General features: G+C 67.2%; 1 protein-coding gene. It reads right to left on the bottom strand.

What is annotated here, in order from left to right:
* Positions 1-85: 85 nt before the first annotated feature.
* A complete protein-coding gene (locus WDB66_RS15165; protein ID WP_339399439.1) occupies positions 86-1183 on the bottom strand; it encodes an IS110 family RNA-guided transposase in 1098 nt (365 codons plus the stop codon).
* Positions 1184-1246: the final 63 nt, after the last annotated feature.

Raw genomic sequence — 1246 nt, 5'->3', positions numbered from 1 at the left:
CAACAGCAGAACGGGTAAACGGTATTGCGGTGTTTCTTGCTGCGGTGAATCGGTAACGCGGTAATTGGGTTGAGGTGGAAGGGAATCAGCCGGCAGCTTGCTCACGCCGGCTGACGTGTTCGGGATCGAAACTCGTACCGTGATGTTCGGCGGCCCACAATCGGCGCGCGGTCTTGTTCGCCAGCGCCACTGCGGCCTTGTTGTGGCCTTTGCGCTCGGCCAGTGCCAGCGCCCAGTGCTGGGTACGATCCAGCGGCTGGCCGCGTTTTCGGGCGGTGTGCGCCGCCACCAGGGCCGAACGCGCACCGTGGATCAGCAGCGTGCGCAGGTACACATCGCCGCGCTTGGTGATGCGCCCGAGCTTGCGGCTGCCGCCACTGGAATACTCGCGCGGGGTCAGGCCCAGCGCGCTGGCGAAGTGTCTGCCGCTGGGAAACCGGGCGAAGTCGCCGATGCCCGCGCTCATCGCGGTGGCGGTGATCAGGCCCACGCCGCTGGCCGCCATCAGGCGTTGGCTGCGGGTGTCGCGTCGGGCGATCTCGGCCAGTTGCTTCTCGATGCCGCCCATCGCCTCCTGACAATCGGTGATGCGATCCAGCAGGCCGGCCAGGGCATGGCGCAGGTCCATCGGGATATCGTTGTCGCCATCTTCCAGCGCCGCCAGCACCGCAGGCCGCACCTTGTCGGCCCCGGCGGGAATGGCGAACCCGAACTCGCGCAGCAGCCCGCGCACGGTGTTGATCGCGGCGGTACGCTCAGCCTTGTGGTGCTCGCGGATGCGGTGCAGGCCCTGCGTACCCTGCTGCGCGGGCGTCTTCACCGGCACCGGGCGGATATCCCCGCAGCGCGCCGCTTCCAGCAGCCCGGCGGCATCGGCGCGGTCGGTCTTGTTGCGGCGAACATAGGGACGAACGTGCTGCGCGGGCAGCAGTTCCACCGCATGACCAAGCCGGGCAAACCGCCGCGCCCAGGCATGAGCCGAGCCGCAGGCTTCCATCACCACGCGCAGCGGCGCACGGTTTTGCAGGCACTGAGCGAACGGCTTGCGCTTGAGCCGCTTGCGCTCGACGATGCGCCCTGCCGCATCGGCAAAGGCCAGCTCGAACACATCCTTGGCCAAGTCCACCGCCAGCGTGACGGCGGCGGACGATTCATTGCGAACAACTTTAGTGGTAGCGTGCATGTCGGACTCCTCCCGTGATCCCGTGTCCTGATGGCGAACACCTTCAGTCTGGCTCATCGAAGC

It is taken from the genome of Denitratimonas organivorans (assembly GCF_037478135.1).
In the GTDB taxonomy this organism is placed as follows: domain Bacteria; phylum Pseudomonadota; class Gammaproteobacteria; order Xanthomonadales; family Xanthomonadaceae; genus Denitratimonas.
Note: the sequence above shows the minus strand (reverse complement) of the source record. Positions and strands in the feature narration are given on the sequence as shown.

Coding starts and splice junctions, on each gene's coding strand:
- WDB66_RS15165 (WP_339399439.1), bottom strand. CDS start 1,183: ATGCACGCTACCACTAAAGTTGTTCGCAATGAATCGTCCGCCGCCGTC.